The sequence below is a fragment of the Streptomyces sp. 3-6 genome (assembly GCF_056323165.1).
In genome coordinates this window covers 100,950-127,948 of record NZ_JBWHZP010000006.1, presented here as the reverse complement: position 1 = coordinate 127,948, position 26,999 = coordinate 100,950, and the positions used below count along the sequence as shown (strand labels likewise).

At 70.1% G+C, this 26,999-nt stretch carries 22 protein-coding genes and 2 tRNA genes; 12 read left to right on the top strand and 12 right to left on the bottom strand.

The annotated features are described in order from the left end of the window. The first annotated feature begins 36 nt into the window (after positions 1-36). On the top strand, positions 37-735 hold the full coding sequence (locus AC02VZ_RS10970) for a DUF5324 family protein (protein ID WP_432058178.1): 699 nt from the start codon (positions 37-39) through the stop codon (positions 733-735). Between the two features lie 126 nt (positions 736-861). Here the strand turns inward: AC02VZ_RS10970 and AC02VZ_RS10965 are convergent. Then, positions 862-934 (bottom strand) — tRNA-Ala (locus AC02VZ_RS10965). A 181-nt stretch (positions 935-1,115) separates the two neighbouring features. On the opposite strand from AC02VZ_RS10965, the gene AC02VZ_RS10960 reads away from it, so the two are divergent. Beyond that, positions 1,116-1,664, top strand: a complete 549-nt coding sequence (locus tag AC02VZ_RS10960) for a helix-turn-helix domain-containing protein (RefSeq protein ID WP_362094048.1) — start codon at positions 1,116-1,118, stop codon at positions 1,662-1,664. Positions 1,665-1,722: 58 nt separating this feature from the next. Continuing rightward, entirely contained in the window at positions 1,723-3,750 is a 2,028-nt protein-coding gene (locus tag AC02VZ_RS10955) for a serine/threonine-protein kinase (RefSeq protein WP_476475244.1), read from the top strand. 220 nt (positions 3,751-3,970) lie between these two features. On the opposite strand, the gene AC02VZ_RS10950 is transcribed toward AC02VZ_RS10955, so the two are convergent. Both AC02VZ_RS10950 and AC02VZ_RS10945 read right to left on the bottom strand, forming a co-directional pair. Next, entirely contained in the window at positions 3,971-5,206 is a 1,236-nt protein-coding gene (locus tag AC02VZ_RS10950; RefSeq protein WP_432058744.1) for a hypothetical protein, read from the bottom strand. A gap of 241 nt (positions 5,207-5,447) precedes the next feature. Beyond that, the gene (locus AC02VZ_RS10945) at positions 5,448-5,576 is read right to left on the bottom strand and encodes a DLW-39 family protein (protein WP_003999697.1); all 129 of its coding nucleotides are present in this window, start codon (positions 5,574-5,576) and stop codon (positions 5,448-5,450) included. A 338-nt stretch (positions 5,577-5,914) separates the two neighbouring features. On the opposite strand from AC02VZ_RS10945, the gene AC02VZ_RS10940 reads away from it, so the two are divergent. Further along, positions 5,915-6,301 carry a DUF6344 domain-containing protein gene (locus AC02VZ_RS10940; RefSeq protein ID WP_432058743.1) on the top strand — a complete coding sequence of 129 codons (387 nt, stop codon included), beginning with the start codon at positions 5,915-5,917 and terminating at the stop codon, positions 6,299-6,301. A gap of 558 nt (positions 6,302-6,859) precedes the next feature. Here the strand turns inward: AC02VZ_RS10940 and AC02VZ_RS10935 are convergent. The 9 genes from AC02VZ_RS10935 to dnaA form a co-directional block, all read right to left on the bottom strand. Beyond that, a tRNA-Ile gene (locus AC02VZ_RS10935) sits at positions 6,860-6,936 on the bottom strand. A gap of 121 nt (positions 6,937-7,057) precedes the next feature. Then, a complete protein-coding gene (locus AC02VZ_RS10930) occupies positions 7,058-7,789 on the bottom strand; it encodes a DUF3566 domain-containing protein (protein ID WP_432058742.1) in 732 nt (243 codons plus the stop codon). 18 nt (positions 7,790-7,807) lie between these two features. Further along, on the bottom strand, positions 7,808-10,399 hold the full coding sequence (gene gyrA, locus AC02VZ_RS10925) for a DNA gyrase subunit A (RefSeq protein ID WP_432058741.1): 2,592 nt from the start codon (positions 10,397-10,399) through the stop codon (positions 7,808-7,810). 42 nt (positions 10,400-10,441) lie between these two features. Continuing rightward, the gene (gene gyrB, locus AC02VZ_RS10920) at positions 10,442-12,475 is read right to left on the bottom strand and encodes a DNA topoisomerase (ATP-hydrolyzing) subunit B (RefSeq protein WP_432058747.1); all 2,034 of its coding nucleotides are present in this window, start codon (positions 12,473-12,475) and stop codon (positions 10,442-10,444) included. A 449-nt stretch (positions 12,476-12,924) separates the two neighbouring features. Then, entirely contained in the window at positions 12,925-13,467 is a 543-nt protein-coding gene (locus AC02VZ_RS10915) for a DciA family protein (protein WP_432058740.1), read from the bottom strand. Continuing rightward, the gene (gene recF, locus AC02VZ_RS10910) at positions 13,464-14,585 is read right to left on the bottom strand and encodes a DNA replication/repair protein RecF (RefSeq protein ID WP_432058739.1); all 1,122 of its coding nucleotides are present in this window, start codon (positions 14,583-14,585) and stop codon (positions 13,464-13,466) included. Before recF ends, AC02VZ_RS10915 begins: the two co-directional genes overlap by 4 nt. A gap of 116 nt (positions 14,586-14,701) precedes the next feature. Further along, complete coding sequence (gene gnd, locus AC02VZ_RS10905; RefSeq protein WP_432058738.1) at positions 14,702-15,577, bottom strand: phosphogluconate dehydrogenase (NAD(+)-dependent, decarboxylating); 876 nt, start codon at positions 15,575-15,577, stop codon at positions 14,702-14,704. 237 nt (positions 15,578-15,814) lie between these two features. Then, positions 15,815-16,945, bottom strand: coding sequence for a DNA polymerase III subunit beta (gene dnaN / locus AC02VZ_RS10900; RefSeq protein WP_362094413.1), 1,131 nt, complete (start codon positions 16,943-16,945; stop codon positions 15,815-15,817). Positions 16,946-18,388: 1,443 nt separating this feature from the next. Next, positions 18,389-20,317, bottom strand: a complete 1,929-nt coding sequence (gene dnaA / locus AC02VZ_RS10895) for a chromosomal replication initiator protein DnaA (RefSeq protein WP_476475243.1) — start codon at positions 20,315-20,317, stop codon at positions 18,389-18,391. Positions 20,318-20,692: 375 nt separating this feature from the next. On the opposite strand from dnaA, the gene rpmH reads away from it, so the two are divergent. The 8 genes from rpmH (at position 20,693) to AC02VZ_RS10855 (ending at position 26,727) form a co-directional block, all read left to right on the top strand. Continuing rightward, positions 20,693-20,830 (top strand): 50S ribosomal protein L34, encoded by a 138-nt coding sequence (gene rpmH, locus AC02VZ_RS10890; RefSeq protein WP_003956500.1) that lies wholly within the window; start codon positions 20,693-20,695, stop codon positions 20,828-20,830. 21 nt (positions 20,831-20,851) lie between these two features. Further along, positions 20,852-21,223 carry a ribonuclease P protein component gene (gene rnpA / locus AC02VZ_RS10885; protein ID WP_432058679.1) on the top strand — a complete coding sequence of 124 codons (372 nt, stop codon included), beginning with the start codon at positions 20,852-20,854 and terminating at the stop codon, positions 21,221-21,223. Continuing rightward, complete coding sequence (yidD, locus tag AC02VZ_RS10880; RefSeq protein ID WP_362094020.1) at positions 21,220-21,594, top strand: membrane protein insertion efficiency factor YidD; 375 nt, start codon at positions 21,220-21,222, stop codon at positions 21,592-21,594. Before rnpA ends, yidD begins: the two co-directional genes overlap by 4 nt. Positions 21,595-21,597: 3 nt before the next feature. Continuing rightward, entirely contained in the window at positions 21,598-22,869 is a 1,272-nt protein-coding gene (gene yidC, locus AC02VZ_RS10875) for a membrane protein insertase YidC (protein ID WP_476475242.1), read from the top strand. A gap of 14 nt (positions 22,870-22,883) precedes the next feature. Further along, positions 22,884-23,396, top strand: a complete 513-nt coding sequence (locus AC02VZ_RS10870) for a Jag family protein (RefSeq protein WP_362094014.1) — start codon at positions 22,884-22,886, stop codon at positions 23,394-23,396. Between the two features lie 122 nt (positions 23,397-23,518). Further along, positions 23,519-24,238 carry a 16S rRNA (guanine(527)-N(7))-methyltransferase RsmG gene (gene rsmG, locus AC02VZ_RS10865; protein ID WP_432058681.1) on the top strand — a complete coding sequence of 240 codons (720 nt, stop codon included), beginning with the start codon at positions 23,519-23,521 and terminating at the stop codon, positions 24,236-24,238. Positions 24,239-24,550: 312 nt separating this feature from the next. Continuing rightward, on the top strand, positions 24,551-25,627 hold the full coding sequence (locus tag AC02VZ_RS10860) for a ParA family protein (RefSeq protein WP_432058692.1): 1,077 nt from the start codon (positions 24,551-24,553) through the stop codon (positions 25,625-25,627). Further along, on the top strand, positions 25,624-26,727 hold the full coding sequence (locus AC02VZ_RS10855; RefSeq protein ID WP_476475241.1) for a ParB/RepB/Spo0J family partition protein: 1,104 nt from the start codon (positions 25,624-25,626) through the stop codon (positions 26,725-26,727). Before AC02VZ_RS10860 ends, AC02VZ_RS10855 begins: the two co-directional genes overlap by 4 nt. The last annotated feature ends 272 nt before the right edge of the window (positions 26,728-26,999 follow it).

Sequence of the window (26,999 nt, the reverse complement as noted above, 5' to 3'; positions counted from 1 at the left end):
GTCGAAATACCGTACGCCACCGAGGAGGAGGAACCCGTGACCCGCATCGACAGCGTGCGCGCCGCGACCGGTTCGGCGAAGGACAGCGTGCTGCACGCCGCGGAAGTGGTGGCGCCCTACGCCGACACGGCCAAGGAAAGGGCCGCGCACTACGCACAGGAGGCGCGCGTACGGCTGGCGCCCAAGGTGACGCAGGCCGCAGGCCAGGCCCGTGTCCAGTACGGCGCGCACATCCAGCCATACCTGGAGCAGGCCCGGACGCACGTGCCGCCGAAGGTCGACCACGCCGCCCAGGAAGCCGCCGTCCGCACGCGCAAGGCGGCACGGCAGGCCGCCGACTACTCCCGTCCCCGGATCGAGCAGGCGATCGCCGTCGCCGGTCCGGTCACGGAGGAAGCCGCTGCCCGCAGCGCTGCGGCCCTGGCCGCGCTGCGCGGTCAGGTCACCGCGCGGCAGATCCAGAAGCTGGTCCGCAAGCAGCAGCGCCGGGCCAAGGCCGGCCGGGTCGCCAAGGTGATCCTGATCGCCGGCGCCGTCGCGGGTGGCGCCTACGCCGCCTGGAAGTGGTGGGACCAGCAGGCCAATCCGGACTGGCTGGTGGAACCTCCGGCCGCGACGGACGTCCCCGAGGGCACCACACTGACGTCCGTGGACGGCAGCGGCGCCACCCTGGACCCGGAGGTCCAGGCCAAGGAGGCCGAAGAGGAGGCCGCCAAGCGCGACGACCAGACCTGACGCGCGACGGCCGCCGACCGCGCTGTGGGCCGGGAGATCCGAGCGATCTCCCGGCCCACAGCGCTGTTTCACGTGAAACGAAGGACCCCTCCATCCGCTTTTCCGCAGATCGGAGGGGTCCGGTCGTGGAGCCTAGGGGAGTCGAACCCCTGACATCTGCCATGCAAAGACAGCGCTCTACCAACTGAGCTAAGGCCCCGGAAACGAAGCATCCGCCCGGAAAGAGCATCCCGGCGGGCGTCGCACACCAGAGTACCGGGTCACCCCGGGGATTCGGCAAAAGGATTGGGGGTCCCCGTGACCGACCACTCTCCGTAAGATGCTCGGACGTGGTTCGCTACAGCGAACCGCGGTTCTTGGGGAAGCGATGGGGAGACGCAATGGACGCCGCACAGCAGGAAGCCACCGCAAGAGCGCGGGAACTGCAGCGGAACTGGTACGGGGAGCCACTGGGGGCGCTCTTCCGTAGGCTCATAGACGACCTGGGCCTCAATCAGGCTCGTCTCGCCGGTGTGCTCGGCCTGTCCGCGCCGATGCTGTCACAGCTCATGAGCGGCCAGCGGGCCAAGATCGGCAACCCCGCGGTCGTCCAGCGGGTCCAGCTGTTGCAGGACCTCGCGGGACAGGTCGCGGACGGAAGTGTCAGCGCAGCCGAGGCGACCGAGCGCATGGAGGAGATCAAGAAGTCGCAGGGCGGGTCGGTGCTCAGCAACACCACGCAGACGACCAGCACTTCGGGCGCTCCCACGGTCAAGCGGGTGGTCCGCGAGATCCAGTCCCTGCTGCGTTCGGTGGCGGCGGCCGGCGACATCATCGAGGCCGCCGACTCCCTCGCCCCCACCCACCCGGAACTGGCCGAGTTCCTCCGCGTCTACGGAGCGGGCCGCACCTCCGACGCGGTGGCGCACTACCAGTCGCACCAGAACTGATCCTCGCCCGGCCACGGGACGCGGAGGGCGACGGCACAGGGGAGGGGCGAGGCACGCCATGGGTGAGGTGTTCGCCGGCCGCTATGAGCTGGCCGACCCGATCGGACGCGGAGGGGTGGGCGCCGTCTGGCGCGCCTGGGACCACCGGCGGCGCCGCTATGTGGCGGCCAAAGTGCTGCTGCAGAGCGATGCCCACTCCCTCCTCCGCTTCGTCCGCGAACAGGCTCTGCGCATCGATCACCCCCATGTGCTCGCCCCCACCAGCTGGGCCGCCGACGACGACAAGGTCCTGTTCACCATGGACCTGGTCGCCGGCGGTTCGCTGGTCCACCTGGTCGGCGACTACGGCCCCCTGCCGCCGCACGTCGTGTGCACCCTGCTGGACCAGCTGCTCGCCGGGCTGGCCGCCGTTCACGCGGAGGGGGTCGTCCACCGTGACATCAAGCCCGCCAACGTGCTCCTGGAGGCGACCGGTACCCGGCGCCCGCGGCTGCGCCTCTCCGACTTCGGCATCGCGATGCGCCTGGGCGAACCCCGGTTGACGGAGACCAACCTGGTGGTGGGAACCCCCGGTTACCTGGCGCCGGAGCAGATGATGGGCTCCGAGCCGGATTTCCCCTCCGACCTCTTCGCCGTGGGCCTGGTCGCCCTGTATCTGCTGGAGGGCGCCAAACCGGACAGCAAGGCTCTCGTCCAGCACTTCGTCGACCACGGAACACCCGGCGCACCCCAGGGCATCCCCGAGCCCTTGTGGCAGGTCGTGGCGACCTTGCTGCAACCGGATCCCGACGCCCGCTTCCGCACCGCCACCGGGGCGCGCAAGGCGCTTGCCGCGGCAGCGGAACTCCTTCCGGAGCCGGGACCCGACGACGAGCAGATCGAGATCTTCGACCAACTCGGGCCGCTCCCCCCGGGATTCGGGCCCGACGGGCCGCTGGGACGCGCGTCCGGCGTACGGCTCGGCGGGACCGGCGGGGCCACGGCCACCACCGAGGCCCACCGGCTCTCGGCAGGGGACTCCGGCGTGGAGGACCCGGGCGCGCGACCCGGCTCGCCGGCCGGAGAACGGGTGAGCGCCGCCTCCGACCCCTCCGGCACCGAACAGGGTGAGGCCCTCTCGCCCGAGGCCGCCGACGGTTTCCTGAACGCCCACGACAGCGAAGTCGGCAACCTACATGGCGACGGCGACACGACCGACAGGGACCCGGTCGGCCCGCACCCGTCCACGCCGGTCCCCGTACGTCCCTCCGCTGTCCCCGGGGGAGCCGGCACACCGCCCGGACCCGCCCCGTCCGGTCCTGTCGCCCCCCTGGAGGCGCAGCCGGCGGCACCTCCCGCGGCACACGGCCACAACAGCGCCACGGCGTCCCCACCCGACGATCCCCGCCGCCCCACCGCCACGCCTGCCACGCCTGCCACGCCTGTCAACGGTGTCCCGTCCGGCGCGCCCCCAGGCGAGGCCCCGCCCGCGCCCCAACACCAGCCACAGCCACAGCCACAGCCACAGCCCAGCATGTCGGACACCGGGAGCTTTCATCTCCCGCCACCCGACGCGACCCCCACCCCGAGTCCGGCACCGTCTCCCCCCGTCGCGCAGCAGCCGCCCCCACCGGCTCCGGCACCGCAGGCGCCACCGCACTCGCCGCCCCCGTCGCCCTGGCCGCCGCACGGACCCACCCCGGCCCCGGGCCGGGCGTACGAACCACCGGGGCAGTACCAGCCGGCACAGCCGGAGCCACAGCAGCAGGCCCCGCACGCTTCTCCCCAACAGCCGCTCCCCGCCGCTCTCCAGGGCGCCTCCCCGCACGACCCCACGCATCCGTTGCACACCCCCCAGCACCCTCGTCCTCCGGCGTACCAGGCCCCGGCCGGACACCCGTACGCCGATGCCTCTACTGCGGAATACACCGCCCAGGCCCCGCAGGTTCCGCCTCCCGGCGAGGCACTGTCGGCACCGGCCACCGGTTCGTCCCCGGCCCACCGCCGTCCCCGGCGTCCCGGCCCGCCCGCGAAGGCGGCCGTACCGCTGCTGCTGCTGGCCTTCCTCTGTTACGCAGTGGGTTTCTGGGCCCTCAGCCGCCTCTGAACGCACCGACGCACCGCAACCGGCCCGCCCCACCACCTCAGCCGCCCACCACCTCAGCCCTCGGTCGCCGGCCCCGTCGGCACATCGGCACACGGGCGGCTCACGGGAGCACGGGCGCGGGGGGAACAGGGGACACCCGCGACAGAGGGCGGCGGCAGAATCGAGAACGAGGCGCGGAAGCGCGCCCCTCGCAGGCGGCTGGGAGGGGCGCGCTTCCGCGCTACGAGGTGGCTCTGCGGCGGGCCACGACCGTCCACACGCCGAGCCCCGCCAGCAACGCGCTGCCGGCGCCGAGACCGCCGACCGCCAGGGCCAGCATCGCGGTCCCGCCTCCCCCGGAGCCCTCGTCCGCCGCACGCCGGTCGGCCTCGGTCACCGTGAAGACGCCCGAGGGGACGGTCTGCCCCGCGTAGGCGGGCCCGTACTGCGCCGCCCCGTCCACCCGCACCCGGAGCGTCAGCGGTACCGGACCGGTGCCGAAGTCGTCGGCGACCTCCGCCGCCAGATGGGCCACGAGATAATACGTGCCGGCGGCACGCACCGCCCCGGTCCTGGCGGTCGCCGCATGACGGTTGGCGTGCGCGACGGGAGGCAGGACGGGCAGGCTGCCCGCCTTCTGGCCGCCGTCGTAGGCCACCCGCACGTCGGCGACGTGGCCGCGGGCGGGGTTGTAGAGGTCGAGGTCCAGGGCCGCGGCGACGAAGCCCTTGCCGTCGCCGTCGGTGCTGCCCAGTTCGGCCGTGACGGACACCTGCTGGCCCCAGTCCACGGGCACCGTGTAGAAGAGCGTGCTGCCGGGGTGCACGTCGTCCCGCCACACCCCCTCGCCGAGCGGGGTCGCCCGCGTGAACCCGGCGCCGCCCGCCCGTCGTTCGGCCGTCCCGGCGACGGGCTCGGGGGGTGCCGAGTTCCATTCCCGGGGCGCCCGCGTGGCGTCCTCCCGCTCCAGCGGCGGCTCCGTCACCACGGCGAGTTCCAGGTCCCAGTCACGAGGGGAGACCCCCTCGCCGTCGGGGTCGGTGCGCTCGACGGTCACGAAGTAGGTACCGGCCTCCTTGCACAGCGACGTGCGGCGGGAGACGTCGCGGACGGCCGACGCCGCGACCGGGTGCGGGCTGCCCGCGGCCCCGAAGCCGGCGGTGTCGACGTCGCAGGAACGTCCCCGGGAGTCCCGGAGGCTCACCCTGATCCCGTCGGTGACCGAGGAGGCGCGCAGGTCGGCCGGCGGAACGGCGGTCGCCGAGACGTACGCGGTGGAGGCGCTGTCGAGCCGCAGGCCGTAGTGGACCGTGCCGCGGGCCGGGAGGGTGCTGCGGTAGGCCCGTCCCGCCTCCAGCGGCTGCGCGTCCGCGGTGCTCCGCGCCCCCGCCACGCGCACGGCGTCCTCGGCGAAGGCGTAGCTCCCCGGGGCCCCGGGCGCCGCCTGCACGGGCCGGGCGCCCAGCGCCCCGAGCATCACCGCGGAGGCGAGTACGAGGACGCCCGTCCGCCGGGCCGTGGACCCGCCGTCCCGCCCGGCTCGTGTGCGCTCCCCCGCCTTACACCGCCGTCCCCTCACGCGCCACCCCTCGTCGTATCCCGGACGTCGATCAGGCGCCCATCCTGCCGCGCGGACCGGGTCCGGCGACAGGACCCCGTGACACACGAAACCCCGACCGCCGGGGCGGTCGGGGCGTGTTCAGCTCGGCTGTCGGTACTCAGGAACCCGTGGGCACGGAGTCAGTCGCCTCCGTCCACAGATCCTGCTCGGCGCGATCCGCCTGGATCTGGCGGTACACGAGGAGCCCGCCGATGGCGGCCAGTGCGACCAGGAGAAGCTTCTTCACCGCGCTACCTCGTCTTTCCTTGACGTAGGGGACTTCTGGCGCCCGACTATACACACCGGCCGATACCAATCGGTGACCTGCCCGGGCCCCTCAACTCGCGCTGCGGTGCGCCGAGTAGAGGCCGTAACCACCGGCCTCACCGGAGGGTCACGACACCCGCACGGACGGTGATTTCGCCCCCTTCTCTCCCGCCTCCTCGCGTTTTCCTCCCTCTTGCGCCCATCCGAGTGGTGTTGATCTGAACATCGACGCGCCACGGGCGTCGGTCCACCACTTCGCGGCGCCCATACACATCATGAGGAAAGTACGCAAATCGCCCAACCCGAAAGTGAGGGACCGTGGCCAGGAACAAGGTCATGAAGCTCTGGACCGTCATCGTCACCGCCTTCCTCGCGCTGTGCACGGCGCTCGGCCTGATCACCACGACGGCCTCCGCCGCTGTACAGCAGAGCGAGACGAGCCGCAACAGCGAGAGCGCACGCGAGGCGACGGCACCGGCTTCGTCCCTCCGGGTCCACCCGCACGCCAGGTCACTGCCCCCCACGATGAAGCAGCGCATCCGCGCCGAGGCCCACGGCACGTCGCCCGGCTGCCGTCAGCACCCGTTCGCCGACTCCGCGGCCGCACCGGCGGCCCCGGACTGCGCCGACGACGCCACCGCCCCGGACGACGCCACGGCACCGGCCGGCGCCCTCACCGGCCATCGCCTCCCGCTGCAGCGCTGAACCCCCTGGGGACACCTCATCCCGTGCCGTTCCGCTCCCCCGAGTCCTGGCGAACTTGCGTACAGCACCGCACGGCACGCCCCAGGCCCGGCAGCTCCCCGCGAGCAGCCGGGCCTTCCCCATGCCCACCCACCGGACCACCCGCAGCGGCCGGCCCCGTCCTTCCTCGCGCCTGTGCGACGGCCAGTGATCCGTTCCTCTCCCCGTACGCAGGGAAGCAGCGGACCGGAGGCATCCGACACGGAGGGGGCATCGTGACGAAGCGCCGGTTCCTGACCTGGGCACACAGCAGCCCCGCGGCGGCGTTCGTGGTCGCCGCGTGGTGGGCGGCAGGAGCCGTTGTGTGGCTCATCGGCCGCCCGGACGCAGCCGGCTCGCCCGTCTTCATCGTGTGCGCCGGCATCTCCGTGCCGGTCTGGACCGTCTTGGGTTTCCAACGCCTTCGAGTGAAGCGGACCGCCGGTGATCCGAAGAGGTCGGCGTAGCGGCTTCGGCCCGGAACTGCCACGCCGTGAACGCCGAAGACCCCCAGCCGTTACCGGCTGGGGGTCTTCGTGCTGGTGGGGCTAACTGGATTTGAACCAGTGACCTCATCCTTATCAGGGATGCGCTCTAACCAACTGAGCTATAGCCCCGCCGCGCTCTGCGGGGTGCGTCCCGCGCGCTGACTCCTGAAGATTAGCGCACGACCGGGGCAGTCCCAAAATCGGTTGTCGCAGGGCCGTCGGAGCAGGCCGGGAAGGCTCTGCGCGCCCCTCACTCGTCCTCGGCCAGCGTCAGCTCGACGCCGCCCACGAAGCCCGCGGAGAGGTTGTAGATGAAGGCACCGAGGGTCGCGAGGGCCGTCGCCAGGACGACGTCGATGACCGCGATGATCGAGGTGAAGAGCAGGACGTTGGGCAGCGACAGGAACGACTGCAGGTCGAAGCCGTTGGACTCGTTGGAGCCGGTCGCCTCGGAGATGGTGCCGCCCACGGTGGAGAACACACCCATGGCGTCCATGACCATCCACAGCACCGCCGACGCGACGATCGTGCAGACACCGAGGGCGATGGAGAGCAGGAAGCTGACCTTCATCACCGACCAGGGGTCCATCTTGGCCACCCGCAGGCGCGCCTTGCGCACGCGCGGGGTGGTGCGCGCCCCGGTGCGCGGGCGGCGGACCGCGCCGGTCTGGCCGGTGGCCGCCCCGGCCTGCGCCGGGTAGGCCTGCGGGGGGTGGTAGGGGCCCGCCTGCTGCTGCGACTGCCGCTCACCGGGCAGCGGGGAGGCCGACGGGGCGGCGCCGCGCGACGCGGCCTGCTGTGCCCCGCGGCCGTCCGTCCCGCCGGCCCCGGAGGGCCTCTGCGGGCCGGACGCGCGGGTGTCGTCCTTCACCGGCTTGAGGTTGGTGGTGTGCGGATCGTTCGCCGGCGCGGCCGAGCCACGGGCACCGCCGTCCGTCCCCGTACTGGTACCGGCCGGTCCGGCGCCCGTGGCTCCGCTCACGCTGACTCACTCCTCGTCCTACTCGGCCGAGGGCGCCTCACCCTCGGCCGCACCGGTGGTCGCGGCACTCTCGTCGGTCTCGTCCACGGCCACGTCGCCGTCGACTTCCTCCGCCTCGCGTCCCGCCTCGGCGTTACGGGCGATGCCGACCACGGCATCGCGCTTGCCCAGATTGATCAGTTGGACGCCCATGGTGTCACGGCCCGTCTCCCTGACCTCGTTGACTCGCGTACGAATCACGCCGCCCGACAGCGTGATGGCGAGGATCTCATCGGTCTCCTCGACCACCAGCGCGCCGACGAGGGTGCCGCGGTCCTCGACGATCTTGGCGGCCTTGATGCCGAGGCCGCCGCGACCCTGGACGCGGTACTCGTCGACGGCGGTCCGCTTCGCGTACCCGCCGTCCGTAGCAGTGAACACGAACGTACCGGGTCGAACAACATTCATCGAGAGCAGCTCGTCCCCTTCACGGAAACTCATGCCCTTGACGCCCGAGGTCGCACGGCCCATGGGACGCAACGTGTCGTCCGTGGCGGTGAACCTGATCGACTGCGCCTTCTTGCTGATCAGCAGGAGGTCGTCGTCGGCCGACACCAGCTCGGCGCCGATCAGTTCGTCGTCGGAACCGTCCTCCTGCTCGCGCAGGTTGATCGCGATCACACCACCCGAACGCGGAGAATCGTAGTCCTTCAGCGCGGTCTTCTTGACCAGACCGGCCTTGGTGGCGAGCACCAGGTACGGCGCGGCCTCGTAGTCGCGGATCGCCAGGATCTCGGCGATCACCTCGTCCGGCTGGAAGGCCAGCAGGTTGGCCACGTGCTGACCGCGTGCCTCCCGCCCGGCGTCGGGCAGCTCGTAGGCCTTGGCGCGGTAGACGCGGCCCTTGTTGGTGAAGAACAGCAGCCAGTGGTGCGTCGTGGACACGAAGAAGTGGTTGACGATGTCGTCTTCCTTGAGCTTCGTGCCGCGCACGCCCTTGCCGCCGCGCTTCTGGGCGCGGTAGTCGTGCGTCTTGGTGCGCTTGATGTAGCCGCCGCGGGTGACCGTGACGACGATGTCCTCCTCGGCGATCAGGTCCTCGATGGACATGTCGCCTTCATAGGGGATCAGCTTCGTCTTGCGGTCGTCGCCGTACTTCTCGACGATCGCGGCCAGTTCCTCGCTGACGATGCCGCGCTGGCGCACCGGGGAGGCGAGGATCTGGTTGTACTCGTCGATCTTCGCCTGCAGTTCGTCGTGCTCCTGGACGATCTTCTGGCGCTCCAGGGCGGCCAGCCGGCGCAGCTGCATCTCCAGGATGGCGTTGGCCTGGATCTCGTCGATCTCCAGGAGGTCCATCAGGCCCCCGCGCGCGATCTCGACGGTGTCGCTGCGCCGGATCAGCGCGATCACCTCGTCGATGGCGTCCAGGGCCTTCAGCAGGCCGCGCAGGATGTGGGCGCGCTCCTCGGCCTTGCGCAGGCGGAAGCGCGTCCGGCGGACGATGACCTCGATCTGGTGCGTCACCCAGTGGCGGATGAACGCGTCCAGGGACAGCGTGCGCGGCACGCCGTCGACCAGCGCCAGCATGTTGGCGCCGAAGTTCGTCTGCAGGTCGGTGTGCTTGTACAGGTTGTTCAGCACGACCTTGGCGACCGCGTCCCGCTTGAGCACGATGACCAGGCGCTGGCCGGTGCGCGAGGAGGTCTCGTCGCGCACGTCGGCGATGCCGCCGATCTTGCCGTCCTTCACCAGGTCGGCGATCTTCTGCGCGAGGTTGTCCGGGTTGACCTGGTAGGGCAGCTCGGTGACGACCAGGCACTGGCGGTTCTGGATCTCCTCGACCTCGACCACCGCGCGCATGGTGATCGACCCGCGGCCGGTGCGGTACGCCTCCTCGATGCCCTTGCGGCCCACCACCAGGGCGCCGGTCGGGAAGTCGGGGCCCTTGATGCGCTCCATCAGCGCGTCGAGCAGGTCCTCCTGGGACGCCTCCGGGTTCTCCAGGTACCACTGGGCGCCGGAGGCCACCTCGCGCAGGTTGTGCGGCGGGATGTTGGTGGCCATGCCGACCGCGATGCCCGCCGAGCCGTTGATCAGCAGGTTCGGGAAGCGGGCAGGCAGAACGGTCGGCTCCTGGGAGCGGCCGTCGTAGTTGTCCGTGAAGTCGACGGTCTCCTCGTCGATGTCACGGACCATCTCCATCGACAGCGGCGCCATCTTGCACTCGGTGTACCGCATCGCCGCCGCCGGGTCGTTGCCCGGGGAGCCGAAGTTGCCGTTGGAGTCCACCAGCGGCATGCGCATCGACCACGGCTGCGCGAGGCGGACCAGCGCGTCGTAGATCGAGGAGTCGCCGTGCGGGTGGTAGTTGCCCATGACGTCGCCGACCACGCGCGCGCACTTGTAGAAGCCGCGCTCGGGGCGGTAGCCGCCGTCGTACATCGCGTACAGCACCCGGCGGTGGACGGGCTTGAGGCCGTCACGGACGTCGGGCAGCGCACGCGAGACGATGACGGACATCGCGTAGTCGAGGTAGGAGCGCTGCATCTCCGTCTCGAGCCCGACCGGCTCGACGCGCAGCGCGAGGCCGTCCTCTTCGGGCGTGACGGGAGTGTTCTCGTCGGTCATTGCTGGTGAAGATCCTTCCTGGTGCGGTCAGCTGAGACCGACTCAGATGTCGAGGAAGCGGACGTCCTTGGCGTTGCGCTGGATGAACTGGCGGCGGGCCTCCACGTCCTCGCCCATCAGGACCGAGAACAGGTCGTCGGCCTGCGCCGCGTCGTCGAGCGTGACCTGGCCGAGGACGCGGTGCTCCTGGTCCATGGTCGTCACGCGCAGCTCCTCGGCGTTCATCTCGCCGAGGCCCTTGAAGCGCTGGATGGAGTCCTCACGGATGCGCTTGCCCCGCTGCCGCCCGATCTCGATCAGCGCGTCGCGCTCGCGGTCGGAGTAGGCGTACTCCACCTCGTCACGACCCCACTTGATCTTGTACAGCGGAGGGCGGGACAGGAACACGTGGCCGGCCTCGACCAGCGGCCGCATGAAGCGGAACAGGAAGGTCAGCAGCAGGGTGTTGATGTGCTGGCCGTCGACGTCGGCGTCCGCCATGAGGATGATCTTGTGATAGCGGAGCTTCTCGATGTCGAAGTCCTCGTGCACGCCCGTGCCGAAGGCGGAGATCAGCGCCTGGATCTCCTGGTTCTGCAGGATCTTGTCGATCCGCGCCTTCTCGACGTTGAGGATCTTGCCGCGGATCGGGAGGATCGCCTGGTACTCCGGGTTGCGGCCGGACTTGGCCGAGCCGCCGGCGGAGTCGCCCTCGACGATGAAGATCTCGCACTTGGTGGGGTCGTTCGACTGGCAGTCGGAGAGCTTGCCCGGCAGGGACGCCGTCTCCAGCAGGCCCTTGCGCCGCGTGAGGTCGCGGGCCTTGCGGGCGGCCACCCGCGCCGTGGCGGCCTGGATGCCCTTGCGGACGATGTCCGCCGCCTCGTTGGGGTTGCGGTCCAGCCAGTCCGCGAGGTGCTCGTAGACGACCTTCTGGACGAAGGTCTTCACCTCGGTGTTGCCCAGCTTCGTCTTGGTCTGGCCCTCGAACTGGGGCTCGCTCAGCTTGACCGAGATGATCGCCGTCAGGCCCTCGCGGATGTCGTCGCCCGTGAGGTTGTCGTCCTTCTCGCGCAGCAGCTTGCGGTCGCGCGCGTACTTGTTGATCAGCGAGGTCAGCGCGGCGCGGAAGCCCTCTTCGTGCGTACCGCCCTCATGGGTGTGGATGATGTTGGCGAAGGAGTAGACGCCCTCGGTGTAGCCGCCGTTCCACTGCATGGCGATCTCGAGGGACAGGCTCTTGTCCTTGTCCTCGGCCTCCAGGTCGATCACGGTGGGGTGCACCACGTCGCCCTTGCGGGAGTTGAGGTACTTCACGAAGTCGACGATGCCGCCCTCGTAGTGGTACGAGACGTGCTTGACCTCGTGCTTCTCGTCCTCGCCCGCCTCGTCCGCACCGGCCGTGGCCTTCGCCGACTCCCGCTCGTCGGTGAGGTTGATGCGCAGGCCCTTGTTGAGGAACGCCATCTCCTGGAAGCGCCGCGACAGCGTCTCGAAGGAGTAGTCGGTGGTCTCGAAGATGTCGGGGTCGGCCCAGAAGGTGACCGAGGTGCCGTGCTCCTCCGTGGCCTCGTGCTTGGCGAGCGGAGCCGTCGGGACGCCGAGCTTGTAGTCCTGCGTCCAGCGGTGGCCGTCGGTCTTGATCTCGACGGACACCTTGGTCGACAGGGCGTTCACGACGGAGACGCCCACACCGTGCAGACCGCCGGAGACCGCGTAGCCGCCGCCACCGAACTTTCCGCCCGCGTGCAGCACCGTCAGCACGACCTCGACGGCCGGCTTGCCCTCGGAGGGGACGATGCCGACCGGGATGCCGCGCCCGTTGTCGACGACCCGCACGCCGCCGTCGGCGAGGATCGTGACGTCGATGGTGTCCGCGTGGCCGGCCAGCGCCTCGTCGACGGAGTTGTCGACGACCTCCTGCACCAGGTGGTGCAGACCGCGCTCACCGGTCGAACCGATGTACATGCCGGGTCGCTTGCGGACCGCGTCCAGGCCCTCGAGGACGGTGATGGCGCTGGCGTCGTACGAGGCGGTGGCCTCGGCGCCGGCGTCGGTGGACGGGATGATCTCGTTGGGGTTGCCGGAATCGGCCACGAAGCGCCCTTTCTGGCACAGCACGAGCCGAACTCCTGGGAGCACCCCCTGTGGGCGAGGGTCGCCGGAGCGGCTGCGGCATGTTGCGTTGGTAAGCCTTGATCAGCGTTGCTCAGCTTTTCCCGGGCGGTCCCCACGATCGGGGCGGGATTGCCTCCAGTCTACCGGTAGCGGTGACATCGATGGGGGTTTGCCGGTACCTGGATCCGCATGTGCCGCCCTCAACCGGCCTCTCGCGACTCCCGATATGCGGATGGGGGCCCCAGGCGGTCCACGAGGGCACTCAGCGCTTCGGACCGTCAACCCTTGGCTACTCAGGAGTCAGGTGCCGATTCGCCACCCTGTGCGAGGCGTGGACCCACCGGGCGGCACCGCCCCGATCAGGGGGTTGAGAAGCCTTGATGTGATGTCGATCACGCAGTGCGGAAGGGCCGGAAATCGGCGTCCCGTCACCCGTACGTGTCCCCCGGGCCGGTGCTGCCCGGCGCGCGCAGGGGGCCGTAGCGGCGTGCGGGACCGCCCGGACCCTGGACCTTGATCTGCCGCACCGTGCCGTGCCCGAGGTCCTTGTTCAGCCGGGCCACCAGGGCGGGCGCGAGCAGCCGCAGATTGGTCGCCCAGGCCGTGGAGTCGCAGCGCACGACCAGCACCCGCTCGTCCTCGTCGTACCGCTCGGGCGCGCAGTGGTTGGCCACGTCCTCGCCGACGATCTCCGGCCAGCGGCCCATCACGCCGCCCACGGCGGCCGGAGCCTCCCAGCCCCGCTCGGTCAGCAGCCGGTTGATCGCCGCGCCGAGGGCCATCGGATCCCGCCGGTCGGCGCCCGCGCCGGAGCGCGGGCCGCCGCGCCGCGTCTGCTTCCTCTGCTGCGCCGCGTCACCCCGCGCGCGGGCCGCCTCCCGGGCCGCCCGCAGCGCCACCCGGGCGAGATCCACACCGGACGGCTGCGGGGCGCCTCCCGGGGCACCCTCCGGCGTACCGGACTCGCTCATACGCGCTCCACCGTGCCCTCCGCCACCCGGAACCGCGTCCCGGCGAGCACGTGCGGGACGTCGTCGTCCACGGCCGCGGTCACCAGCACCTGCTCACCGGGGGCGACGAGTTCGGCGAGGCGTTCCCGGCGACGGGTGTCCAGCTCCGCGAAGACGTCGTCGAGGACCAGCACCGGCTCGTTGCCCTCGGCCCGCAACAGGTCGTACGACGCCAGCCGCAGGGCGAGCGCGTAGGACCAGGACTCGCCGTGGGAGGCGTACCCCTTCGCCGGCAGCTCGCCGAGCCGCAGCAGCAGATCGTCCCGGTGCGGACCGACCAGGGTGACGCCCCGCTCGATCTCCTGCTTGCGCGCCTCCGCAAGGGCGGCCATGAGCTGCTCGAACAGGTCCTCGCGGGTGTGCGCCTCGCCGGGCGCGGACGGCTTGTACTCCAGCGCGACCGGCCCGCCGCCCGGCGCGAGCTGCTCGTACGCCTTGTCCGCCAGCGGCTGGAGCGCCGCGATCAGGTCCAGGCGCCGCGCGAGCAGTTCGGCCCCCGCACGGGCGAGGTGCTGGTCCCACACGTCCAGCGTCGACAGGTCCAGCGTGCGGCCGCCGTGCCGGCGGGCCAGCGCGGCCGACTTCAGCAGCGTGTTGCGCTGCTTGAGCACCCGGTCGTAGTCGGAGCGGACCCCGGCCATGCGCGGGGAACGGGCGGTGATCAGCTCGTCGAGGAACCGGCGCCGCTCACCAGGGTCGCCCTTGATCAGCGCCAGGTCCTCGGGCGCGAACAGCACGGTGCGGACGATGCCCAGCACGTCCCGCGGTTTCACCTGCGAGGAGCGGTTGATGCGGGCCCGGTTGGCGCGCCCGGGGTTCAGCTCCAGCTCGATGAGCTGCTGCCGTTCCCCCTGGCGGACCTGGGCCCGGACGACGGCCCGGTCGGCCCCCATCCGGACCAGCGGGGCGTCGGAGGAGACCCGGTGACTGCCGAGGGTGGCCAGGTAGCCGACGGCCTCGACCAGGTTCGTCTTGCCCTGGCCGTTGGGACCGACGAAGGCCGTCACCCCCGGGTCGAGCGGGACCTCGACCCGGGGGTAGGACCGGAAATCGGCCAACGACAGGTGCGTGACGTGCATGGTCCTTCGCCGACCTCCCCCGGCGCCGCGGGCCGCGCCCTACGGCCCTGTGGATGACTGGGTGTCCTGTGGATTCTGTGGGTTCTGTGGGTCCCGTGCTCGTGGACCCCTGTGGACTACTTCTTCTCGACCGCGTGCCCGCCGAACTGGTTGCGCAGGGCCGCGATCATCTTCATCTGCGGCGAGTCCTCCTGACGCGAGGAGAACCGCGCGAACAGCGACGCGGTGATCGCGGGCAGCGGCACCGCGTGGTCGATGGCCGCCTCCACCGTCCAGCGTCCCTCACCCGAGTCCTGTGCATAACCCCGGAGCGCGTCCAGGTGCTCGTCCTCGTCCAGGGCGTTCACCGCGAGGTCCAGGAGCCAGGAACGGATCACCGTACCCTCCTGCCAGGAGCGGAACACCTCCCGGACGTCGGTGACGGAGTCGGCCTTCTCCAGCAGCTCCCAGCCCTCGGCGTACGCCTGCATCATCGCGTACTCGATGCCGTTGTGGACCATCTTCGCGAAGTGGCCGGCGCCGACCTTGCCGGCGTGCACCGAGCCGAAGTCGCCCTCCGGCTTGAGCGCGTCGAAGATCGGCTGCACCTTGGCGACGTCCTCCTCGGCGCCGCCGTACATCAGGGCGTAGCCGTTCTCCAGGCCCCAGACGCCGCCGGAGACACCGCAGTCGACGAAACCTATGCCCTTGGCGGCCAGCTGCCCGGCGTGCTTCTCGTCGTCCGTCCAGCGGGAGTTGCCGCCGTCCACCACGACGTCGCCCGGCTCGAGGAGTTCGGCGAGCGCGTCGATGGTGGCCTGGGTGGCCTCACCGGCCGGCACCATCACCCACACCACGCGCGGGCCGGTCAGCTTGCCCACCAGATCGTGCAGGCTGTGGACGTCGGCGAGGTCGGGGTTGCGGTCGTATCCGACGACGGTGTGGCCCGCGCGACGGATCCGCTCGCGCATGTTGCCGCCCATCTTGCCGAGGCCGACGAGACCGAGCTCCATCAGTTGTGTTCCTTAGGTTGCGACGTGACGTGGCGTGACGGCACGGCCGTGCCGGGTGCCGGGTACGGCCCTGAGCCTAAACCCGGACGCTCACGCACATCTGTGGGCGTATGCGCTCATGCGTACGCCCCCACCTGCGGATTCCTCCACAGGGCTTCCGGGGCCCGGCCGACTCGGCGGAGCCGTGGTCCACCGGACCCCGGAAGGACTGTGCACAGCTGTGGACAGTCCGGCCGCTCAGCCGCTCAGCCGCACCGGCATGATCAGGTACTTGTAGGCCTCGTCCGCCTCCGCGTCGACCGCCGGGCGCCCGCTGAGCAGGGCCGGCTTGGTGGACGTGGTGAAGGACAGCTGTGCCACCGGGGAGTCGATCGCGCTGAGGCCGTCCAGCAGGAACGTCGGGTTGAAGGCGATGGAGATGTCGTCGCCCTCCAGCTGGGCGTCGACCCTTTCCACAGCCTGTGCGTCGTCGCTGGAACCGGCCTCCAGGATGAGCACGCCCTGCTCGAAGCTGAGGCGCACCGGGGTGTTGCGCTCGGCGACCAGCGCCACGCGCTTCACGGCCTCCACGAAGGGGGCGGTCTCGATCACGGCGATGCTGTTGAACTCGGTCGGGAACAGCGTGCGGTACTTCGGGAGGTCACCCTCCAGCAGTCGCGTGGTGGTGCGGCGGCCGGCGCCCTCGAAACCGATCAGGCCCTCGCCCGCGCCCGAGCCGGACAACGCCAGGATCACCTGGTCGCCGCTGGTCAGGGCCTTGGCGGTGTCCAGCAGCGTCTTTGCGGGCACGAGGGCGACCGCGGACGCCTCCGGGTTCTCCGGCTTCCACAGGAACTCGCGGACCGCGAAGCGGTAGCGGTCGGTGGAGGCGAGCGTCACGGTGTCGCCCTCGATCTCGATGCGCACGCCCGTGAGGACGGGCAGCGTGTCGTCGCGGCCCGCGGCGATGGCGACCTGCTGCACGGCGGAGGCGAAGACCTCCCCCGGGACCGTGCCGGTCGCGTTCGGCATCTGCGGCAGGGCCGGGTACTCCTCCACGGGCAGGGTGTGGAGGGTGAACCGCGAGGATCCGCACACCACCGTCGCCCGTACACCGTCCGTGGAGATCTCCACCGGCCGGTTGGGGAGGGCGCGGGAGATGTCGGCGAGCAGGCGGCCGGAGACGAGCACCGTGCCCTCCTCCTCGATCTCCGCCTCCACCGAGACCCGCGCCGAGACCTCGTAGTCGAAGCTGGACAGGCTGAGCTGACCGTCCTCGGCCTTCAGCAGCAGGCCGGCGAGGACAGGCGCCGGCGGACGGGCCGGGAGGCTGCGTGCCGCCCAGGCCACTGCCTCCGCGAGTACGTCGCGTTCCACCCGGATCTTCACTGTTGCCGCCTCCTGCTGTTGCCGGCGCTTCTCGCCCTGCCTGGCTTCGTCGTCTGACTCGGTGTCATCGCTCCCGGTACGGGGAAGGACACCGGGACCAGTCTGACGCACCGCACTGACAGTAGGTGCCGGTCGGGGTCAAGTCGTGACGAGGGGCAGCCGGGGTCGAAGCCTCGAGTTGTGCACAGGACCCACTTCGAAACGAATTCCTCGCTCTCTCTAGTTGGGAGTAGTAGTAGGGCCTGTGGATACCGTGGATAACCTCGTTTCCGCAGGTCATGGCCCATTTTTTGTCCACGGGGCCTGTGGGCGGGGGCGGTGGACAACCAGGGGCTTCTGTGGAGAACAGAAAGTTCTGCACAGACCGTGCACAGGACGGGGCGAGTTCTCCCCAGAGCCGTCCCCAGCTTTCGGCGTCTTTCCCACAGGGCCGTGCGGCACCGTGATGTGACGCCTTTCACTCGACTCAGTGAGGGCGGGCGTCGCGTTGCCGAACAGTGGACAGCCATGTGGAGAAGACGGCGTTTGCTGGGGACAAAGGGCTCCAGCCTGTGGATTGTCCGTGGACAACTTTGTGCACAGGCTGGGGACCGGCAGGTTGTCCACAGCCTGTGGAGATCGTTCGTCCACGAATCCCCAACCTGCTGACCTGGGTCGATCACTCCTCACCAGGGTGACCTGTGGACGAGGTCGGGACAACTTCGCAGTCCCCAGGATGTGGACGCGAAAAAGTCGTGGAATCTGTGGAGTGCGGCCGTAACCCGGCCCTTAATCGAACAGCGGGTGCCGCACGGCGCCGACTGCCGTGCGGCATGGCGGGGCATCGTTGCGGCATCGCGCGGTGGGTGGCGGGCCCAGACGGGGCCCCGGGCGGGCGCGGGTCGGGTCCGGGCCACGCTCGGCGGCGCGTACCGACGACGGCCTGTGGGGCGTCGCGGGCGGCCACCGGGGGCGGTCGGCGAGGGGCGGCGACCACCGAGGGGCAGTCGGTCGGGCTCGGGACACGGTGGGTGAGGGGGCGCCGTGATCGGCTCTCCGGGCAGCACCTGTACACATCGCGCGGGCGTGCCCGGTGGAAGCACTCGGTGAAAACCCCCGGTGCGACGGAGGCGGCAGCAGCAGACTCTCCTGCCGAGCGGGCCGAGCGGGCCGAGCGGGCCGAGCGGGCCGAGCGGGCCGAGCCGGTCCGGCCGGTACGGCGGTACACCCGGTGCCGGCGGCACATAGCGGTAGACCCGGTGCCGGCGGCACCCACAGCGGTTCGGAAGCGGGCAGGGGAGCCGAGGGCGACGGTCCCGGCGGTGTCCCGCAGCGCGAGACCGGGCCCGCGGCGACCGCGTCGCCCGCCGCCCAGGGTGTGCAGCGGAGCCCCGGGCCCCCGGGCAGGACGAAGGGCCTCCAGGACGGTTCCGGGAGACGCCCTCGGCGGGCCGGCGGTCTGCCTCAGCCTGCCTTGATGCGGTTGGTGAGCTCGGTGACCTGGTTGTAGATCGAGCGCCGCTCGGCCATCAGATTGCGGATCTTGCGGTCCGCGTGCATCACCGTGGTGTGGTCCCGCCCGCCGAACAGCGCACCGATCTTCGGCAGCGACAGATCCGTGAGCTCCCGGCACAGGTACATCGCGATCTGCCGCGCGGTGACCAGCGCCCGGCCGCGGGACGTGCCGCACAGGTCCTCGACCGTGAGCCCGAAGTAGTCGGCCGTGGCGCCCATGATGGCCGTCGAGGTGATCTCCGGCGCCGAGTCGTCGCCACCGGGGATCAGGTCCTTCAGGACGATCTCCGTCAGCCCCAGGTCCACCGGCTGGCGGTTGAGCGACGCGAACGCCGTCACCCTGATCAGCGCGCCCTCCAGCTCACGGATGTTCCGGGAGATCCGCGAGGCGATGAACTCCAGGACCTCCGGCGGCGCGTTGAGCTGCTCCTGCACCGCCTTCTTGCGCAGGATCGCGATGCGCGTCTCCAGCTCGGGCGGCTGGACGTCGGTGATCAGGCCCCACTCGAAACGGTTCCGCAGCCGGTCCTCCAGCGTCACCAGCTGCTTCGGCGGCCGGTCGCTGGAGAGCACGATCTGCTTGTTCGCGTTGTGCAGGGTGTTGAAGGTGTGGAAGAACTCCTCCTGCGTCGATTCTTTGTCCGCCAGGAACTGGATGTCGTCGACCAGGAGGATGTCCATCTCGCGGTACCGCTTGCGGAAGCTGTCGCCCTTGCCGTCACGGATCGAGTTGATGAACTCGTTGGTGAACTCCTCGGAGCTGACGTACCGCACGCGGGTGCCCGGGTAGAGGCTGCGCGCGTAGTGCCCGATGGCGTGCAGCAGGTGCGTCTTGCCGAGCCCCGACTCCCCGTAGATGAAGAGGGGGTTGTACGCCTTGGCCGGTGCCTCGGCGACGGCGACCGCGGCCGCGTGCGCGAACCGGTTGGACGCGCCGATCACGAACGTGTCGAAGAGGTACTTCGGGTTGAGCCGCGCGGTCGGTTCGCCGGGGCCGGTGGCCGGCGCGGGCTGTGCGGCCAGCGGGCCGGGCGCGCCGGTGGTGGGCAGGTTCGGGCCGACCGGACCGCCGCGGTGGACGTGGCCGGAACCGGTCGGGGGCTCGGGCCGCTCGCGCCGTCCGGAGTCGCGCGGGTCGTAATCGCCGCGGTCGTAGTCACCGCGGGGCGGGTCGTAGTCGGCACGTGGCTGGTCGTAGGAGGGGCGCTCCATCGGCTGCGGACGGTAGTCCTGCGGAGGCGGACCGCCGTAGCCGTCCGGGCCCCCATAACCCTCCCGGTCGCCGTAGGCGTCCTGCGAGGGTGAGGCATACGGGTCCCGGTCGGGGAAGCCGAGGCGCTGCTGCTGCCAGCCGTACTCGTCCTGCGTGGGCCGGGGCCAGGACCCGGGCTCCGGCCGCTGGTACTCGGACGGGTAGGCGGGACGGGCGGTGGGGAGCTGGTCACCGGGAGGGCCGGGCTGCTGCTCGGAGCGGCGGCGGCCGTACCCGTCGTATCCGCCTTCGTACGGGTCGCGTTCCGGGCGGGCCGTGGGGAGTTCGGGCTCCTCGTACCGGGGCTGGGCGCGGGGCGGGGAGGGCGCCGGAGCGGACGGAGGTTCGCCGGCGGAGTCGTCGACGGTGATGGCGATCCGGATGGGGCGGCCGCACTCGCGGCTCAGGGTCTCGCTGACGACGGGTGCCAGGCGTCCCTCGAGCACGCCCTTGGCGAACTCGTTCGGCACGGCCAGCAGCGCGGTGTCGGCGACGAGGGCCAGCGGCTGGCAGCGCCTGATCCAGTGCTCGTCCTTCCCCTCGACCCCGTGCCCCCGGCCCTCACCGAGGAGCTGTTCCAGAACGCGTGGCCACACTGCGGCAAGATCGGCAGGTACGTCAGCCACAGGGCACGCTCTCTCACAGGTCCCTCGAAGGTGTGATTCGGGGACGGGTCGGTGGATCAAGGGGTGGTGAAGGGACACAAGGGAACGAGTCGAAGTCCCGTCACGGTAGTCAGCGCGGCCGGTACGGTTCAAGTTGTTGTCCCCAGGCTGTGGACAAGTGTCTCCCGGCGAGCAGCGGTTTGACCGAATGGCGCAGCCGCGCGTACCGTGACGAGGTCGAGTTGTCGATGGCTGCTGCCGCCTGCCTCCGATGGGCACAGATCGCACAAGGTGATCGGTCAGCGGTGCACTCGGGCGTAACGCGAGCTACTCGTGGGCGCACGGTGACAGCCAGGACGGCATCCCGCAGACCCCGATCTTTTCTGGAGCCCCCGAGTGAGCAAGCGCACCTTCCAGCCGAACAACCGTCGTCGCGCGAAGACCCACGGCTTCCGGCTGCGTATGCGCACCCGTGCCGGCCGCGCGATCCTCGCGTCCCGCCGCAGCAAGGGTCGCGCCCGCCTGTCCGCCTGATCCCGATCAGGTCATGACGTCGTGCTGCCCACCGACCACCGGCTGAGGCGGCGCGAGGACTTCGCGAACGCCGTACGACGAGGACGCCGGGCCGGGCGCCAGCACCTCGTCGTACACCTTCGTAGCGGTGCCACGGACCCGCACGCGCCTGGGGAGAGCGCTCCTCCGACGCGTGCGGGTTTCGTCGTGAGCAAGGCCGTGGGCGGTGCGGTGGTGCGCAACACGGTGAAGCGCAGGCTTCGCCATCTGATGCGCGAGCGAATCGGCCGGCTGCCCCCCGGTAGCCTGGTAGTCGTACGAGCGTTGCCCGGCGCGGGCGACGCCGACCACGCAGAACTGGCCCGAGACCTGGACGCCGCCCTGCAGCGGCTCCTGGGAGGGGGCACCCGATGAAGTACCCACTGCTGGCCCTGATCAAGCTCTACCAGTGGACGATCAGTCCGCTGCTGGGCCCGGTCTGCAAGTACTACCCATCGTGTTCCCACTACGGCTACACGGCCATCGACCGGCACGGTGCCATCAAGGGCACAGCACTCACGGCCTGGCGCATCCTGCGGTGCAATCCGTGGTCGCTCGGTGGTGTGGACCATGTCCCTCCGCGCAAGCGCCCGCGATGGCACGAGATGCTGCGAAGCGCCTGGCGTGCACGCAAGGGCGGGCCCTCCGCCGCCGAACCGGCCACCGAGGGACAGACTTCCCCCACAGGTCCGACGAGTCCTTCGAGCCCGGCCGCCGAGACCTCGTCCCATGCCCAAGGAGCATGATTAGTGGACACGATTGCCAGCTTCTTCAGCTTCATCACGACACCCGTCTCCTGGGTCATCGTCCAGTTCCACACGGTGTACGGCGCCATCTTCGGCCCTGACACCGGATGGGCCTGGGGCCTGTCCATCGTGTCCCTGGTGATCCTCATCCGTATCTGCCTGATCCCGCTCTTCGTGAAGCAGATCAAGGCGACGCGCGCGATGCAGACGCTCCAGCCGGAGATGAAGAAGATCCAGGAGCGCTACAAGAACGACCGGCAGCGCCAGTCCGAAGAGATGATGAAGCTCTACAAGGACACGGGTACCAACCCGCTGTCCTCGTGTCTTCCCATCCTGGCGCAGTCCCCGTTCTTCTTCGCGCTGTACCACGTGCTCAACAGCATCGCGTCGAACAACACCGTCGGCGTGATCGACGAGACCCTGCTCCGGAGCGCGCAGAAGGCCCACATCTTCGGCGCCCCGCTCGCCGCGAAGTTCACGGACAGCGCGGAGAAGGTCCAGGAGCTCAGCGCCTCGCTCACGGACGTGCGCGTCGTCACGGCGCTGATGATCGTCCTGATGTCGCTGTCGCAGTTCTACACGCAGCGCCAGCTGATGACGAAGAACGTCGACACCACGGTGAAGACGCCGTTCATGCAGCAGCAGAAGATGCTGATGTACGTCTTCCCCATCATCTTCGCCGTCTTCGGCATCAACTTCCCGGTCGGTGTCCTGGTCTACTGGCTGACCACCAACGTGTGGACCATGGGCCAGCAGATGTACGTCATCCACAACAACCCGACGCCGGGTTCCAAGGCCCAGGCCGCCTACCTGGAGCGCCTCGCCAAGCACCTCGTGAAGCACGACGGCACCCGCAACCGTCGCCAGCGCGCCATCGTCAAGGCCATCGTCGCCAAGGGCCGGGACCGCAACGAGCACGAGCGCAGGTTCATCAACGGTCTGGGCAAGTCGGGTCTGGTGGCCCAGACCGACGGTTCCGTGATCAAGGGCGAGGCCACGGAGCACGCCGAGGACGGCGCCCAGGGCGGGACGGCGCCCAAGCGCCAGCAGCCCAAGCGGCAGAGCAAGTCGCAGCGCCAGTCCGGCGCGGCCAAGGCCGCCGGCGAGCCCACCTCGTTGACCAAGTCCGACGAACCGCGGGCCGGGAGCAACGCCAAGTCCACCGCCGGTGCCAAGAAGGGCACGGGCAAGCAGCCCGGCAGCGGTACCCGCAGCAAGGCCCAGTCCGGACAGCGCAAGGGCCCGCAGCGGCCCAAGTCCCCGTCCAAGAAGTAAGAAGGAGTCCATCCGTGACGGAAGGCACCATCTCCACCGCTGCCGAGGGCACAGACACCCTGACCCGCCTGGAGCAGGAGGGTGAAATTGCTGCGGACTACCTGGAGGGTCTGCTCGACATCGCCGACCTCGACGGTGACATCGACATGGACGTCGAGGCCGACCGCGCCTCCGTATCGATCATCAGCGACACGGGCAGCCGTGATCTGCAGAAGCTGGTCGGCCGGGACGGTGAGGTACTGGAGGCACTCCAGGAACTGACGCGGCTGGCCGTGCACCGGGAGACCGGCGACCGCAGCCGCCTGATGCTCGACATCGCCGAGTACCGGGCCCGGAAGCGGGCCGAGCTGTCCGAGCTCGGTGCGAAGGCCGCGGCGGATGCCAAGAGCAGTGGCGAGCCCGTGCGGCTCGACCCGATGACGCCGTTCGAGCGCAAGGTCGTGCACGACGCGGTCAAGGCCGCCGGACTGCGCAGCGAGTCCGAGGGCGAGGAGCCGCAGCGCTTCGTCGTTGTGCTTCCCGCCTGATCGGATGCATGCTTCACCGGCCCCGTCTGTTGCGCAGGCGGGGCCGGATGTTGTCAGCCTGATAGTTCGTGGTTCTGGTGTCGGCGCTCGATGTCGGCACGGTACGGAAGGACGGTTCCCCCGTGACCGAGGCAGCGGAGCTTCCCCCCGCGCCCGAGCAGGCACGTGAGGTGTTCGGTGCCCGCTTCGCGGACGCGGTCCGGTACGCGGAGCTGCTCGCCGAGGCGGGTGTCCAGCGTGGTCTGATCGGCCCGAGAGAGGTGCCCCGTCTCTGGGAGCGCCACCTGCTGAACTGTGCCGTGCTCTCCGAGGTCGTCCCCGAGGGAGTGACGGTGTGCGACGTCGGGTCGGGCGCCGGCCTGCCCGGCATTCCCCTGGCGCTGGTCCGGGAAGACCTCAAGATCACACTGTTGGAGCCGTTGCTCAGGCGCACCACCTTTCTGACCGAGGTGGTGGAACTGCTCGGGCTGGATCATGTGACGGTCGTGCGGGGTCGGGCGGAGGAGGTCATGGGCAAGATCCCTCCCGTACATGTGGTGACCGCGCGTGCCGTGGCGCCTCTCGACCGACTGGCCACCTGGGGGATCCCCCTGCTGCGGCCGTACGGGGAGATGCTGGCCCTCAAGGGGGACACCGCCGAGGAGGAACTGAAGAGCGCGGCGAGTGCGCTGAACAAGTTGGGGGCCGTGACGACGTCCATCGTGCACGTGGGTGACGGCGTGGTGGACCCGCTGTCGACGGTGGTGCGGGTGGAAGTCGGGGAGAGTCCCGGAGGCGTGCGGTTCGCGGCGAAGCGCGCCAAGGCCGCACGGACGGGTCGCACCCGCCGTCGGCGCGGATAAACACACCGCCCCGTCCGTACGGGGCCAGAAGGACTCCACCCCAGCTGCCGAACCGGCGTCCGCCGGAGTGTCGCGCCGATACGGCTCATGGCGCTGTGCATCGTGTTTCACGTGAAACGTCGCTCACTGCTGCACGGCATCATCAGTCGCGGCCGCGCTGCGGCCGAACCCCGCGACCGCAAGCCTCTCGGTTCACTCGGAGAAAGTCCCGTTCCGGACACCGCTCCGTCCCCCGTGAGGGGCACGGACATGTCCACAGAGGTGGATTTCTCCACAGAACGCCAGGCCTCACTGGTTCACGACCCCGAAGGCATGGGAGGCTCTGTTCATTGCGAGCCTGAAGTCGAGGAGAGTGAATCCTTGCGGTCCGACGCCAACATCGCGGGACCGATGACCGATCCGGTCCCCGGTCCCCGTACCGAGTCGATGGGGGCGGATGTTTCACGTGAAACACCGCCGCCTATGGACGACACTCCCATCGGTCGTGCTGCTCAACTGGCAGTGGAGGCACTGGGACGCGCCGGTGAGGGCTTGCCACGGCCCGAGCAGACCCGCGTCATGGTGGTGGCCAACCAGAAGGGCGGGGTGGGTAAGACCACGACCACCGTCAACCTGGCCGCCTCGCTCGCCCTGCACGGTGCTCGCGTCCTGGTGGTCGACCTCGACCCGCAGGGCAATGCGTCCACCGCGCTCGGCATCGATCACCACGCAGAGGTCCCGTCGATCTACGACGTCCTGGTGGAGAGCAAGCCCCTGTCTGACGTCGTTCAGCCCGTCCCCGATGTGGAAGGACTCTTCTGCGCCCCGGCCACCATCGATCTCGCCGGTGCAGAGATCGAGCTGGTCTCCCTGGTCGCGCGGGAAAGCCGGCTGCAGCGGGCGATCCAGGCCTACGAGCAGCCACTGGACTACATCCTCGTCGACTGTCCGCCCTCCCTGGGACTGCTCACGGTCAACGCGCTGGTGGCCGGGGAGGAAGTCCTGATCCCCATCCAGTGCGAGTACTACGCGCTCGAGGGGCTGGGCCAGTTGCTGCGCAACGTCGACCTGGTGCGGGGACATCTCAATCCCGCTCTGCACGTGTCGACGATCCTGCTCACCATGTACGACGGCCGGACCCGGCTCGCCTCCCAGGTCGCGGACGAGGTGCGCAGCCACTTCGGTGAGGAGGTGCTCCGGACCAGCATTCCGCGTTCGGTCCGGATCTCCGAGGCACCGAGCTACGGGCAGACGGTGCTGACCTACGATCCTGGATCGAGCGGTGCTCTCTCGTACCTCGAGGCGGCACGCGAGATCGCGCTGAGGGGCGTCGGCATCAGCTATGACGCGTCGCATGCCCATGTCGGCGCACAGCAGAACGATCCGAACATGGTGGAGGGCGTCCAGTGAGCGAGCGACGGAGGGGGTTGGGCCGCGGTCTCGGTGCCCTGATTCCTGCTGCCCCGACGGAGCGGACCGTGCCGCCGCCCGCGGTGGGGGGCGGCGCATCGGGTGCGACGGGCGGGGCAGCGTCAGTGCTGCCGAACGAGCGAGGTGTCGCCGCGGCGAAGGTGGCCACCCTGCCGCCCGTTTCACGTGAAACGGAGGCGACGCCGGCGCGCTCGGCCGCTGACGGAGTCGCGGCGCCCGTCGGTGCGCACTTCGCCGAGATCCCGCTGGATTCGGTCACGCCGAACCCGCGCCAGCCGCGGACCGTCTTCGACCCGGACGCTCTCGCGGAGCTCGTCACCTCGATCAAGGAAGTCGGGCTCCTCCAGCCGGTCGTCGTACGGCAGACCGGTCCCGGTCAGTACGAGCTCATCATGGGTGAGCGGCGTTGGCGGGCGTGCCGGGAGGCCGGCCTGGAGAAGGTTCCGGCGATCGTCCGTGCCACAGAGGACGAGAAGCTCCTTCTGGACGCGCTGCTGGAGAACCTGCACCGTGCCCAGCTGAACCCACTAGAAGAGGCGGCCGCCTACGACCAGCTGCTGAGGGACTTCAACTGCACCCACGACCAGTTGGCGGACCGCATCGGCCGTTCCCGGCCGCAGGTCTCCAACACACTGCGGCTGCTGAAACTCTCCCCCAGGGTGCAGAACCGGGTGGCTGCCGGGGTGCTCTCCGCGGGGCACGCGCGTGCTCTTCTCTCCGTGGAGGACAGCGAGGAGCAGGACCGGTTGGCTCACCGCATCGTGGCCGAGGGCCTTTCGGTGCGAGCGGTCGAGGAGATCGTGAACCTCATGGGCTCGCGGCCCCAGAAGGCCCCGAAGGCCAAGGGGCCGCGCGCCGGCGCCCGGGTCTCACCCGCACTCACCGACCTGGCCACACGTCTCTCGGATCGTTTCGAGACCCGGGTGAAGGTCGATCTGGGACAGAAGAAGGGCAAGATCACGGTCGAGTTCGCCTCCATGGAGGACCTCGAGCGCATCCTCGGCACGCTGGCACCGGGGGAGGGACCTGTCCTGCAGAGGAGTCTGGTCGACGACGACTCGGTCGAGCCGGAGTCCTGAGCAGCCACCGGTTGCCGTGACGCAGCCGACTGGGGCGGACCTTGTCCGGTGTATACCGGAACACGGTCCGCCCTTTGCTTTCTGCCGGTATCGACGGAAACGCATCATGGATACGATGCGTTCGTATATGGCGCACTCACCCGGCAGCACGTCCGAGACCAAGGCAGGAGCCATGCGCATGACGAGCCGCACCCGGATGGTGAGCGCTTGGCTGGGAGTGGGGGCCGTGGGCGGATTCGTCGGCAGCTTGCTCAGGGAACGGAACGCTCTGG